Origin of the sequence: Shewanella sp. CAL98-MNA-CIBAN-0140, from assembly GCF_040309905.1 — a bacterium.
GTDB classification, from domain to species: Bacteria; Pseudomonadota; Gammaproteobacteria; order Enterobacterales; family Shewanellaceae; genus Shewanella; species Shewanella psychromarinicola.
The window spans coordinates 1-252 of sequence record NZ_JBEOPI010000240.1 but is presented as its reverse complement, the minus strand read 5'-3'; the positions used below and the strand labels follow the sequence as shown (position 1 = coordinate 252).

Genomic DNA, 252 nt, shown 5'->3' with positions numbered 1-252 from the left:
TATCGAGACATTGCCTGCTGATATGCAAGCAAAAATTGCCCGTATCGATGCTTGTCTGCCGCAGACTCAGTGCGGTCTGTGCGAACATCCAGACGGTTGCTTGCCTTATGCTACCGCGATTGTAGTGGATAACGAGCCATACAATAAATGCGTGCCGGGCGGTCAACCAGTTACTGATGCTATTGCGCAAATCGTCAATCCCGCCAGCGCTACAACAACCCTTAGAGCCGCGCCATCTCAGTGGCCGATAGA

The 252-nt window shown here is 52.4% G+C and carries 1 protein-coding gene; it reads left to right on the top strand.

Annotated features, from left to right (window positions below; translation table 11 throughout):
* On the top strand, positions 1 to 252 hold a 252-nt coding region (locus AAEY93_RS20915; RefSeq protein WP_351079643.1), incomplete at both ends, for a (Fe-S)-binding protein.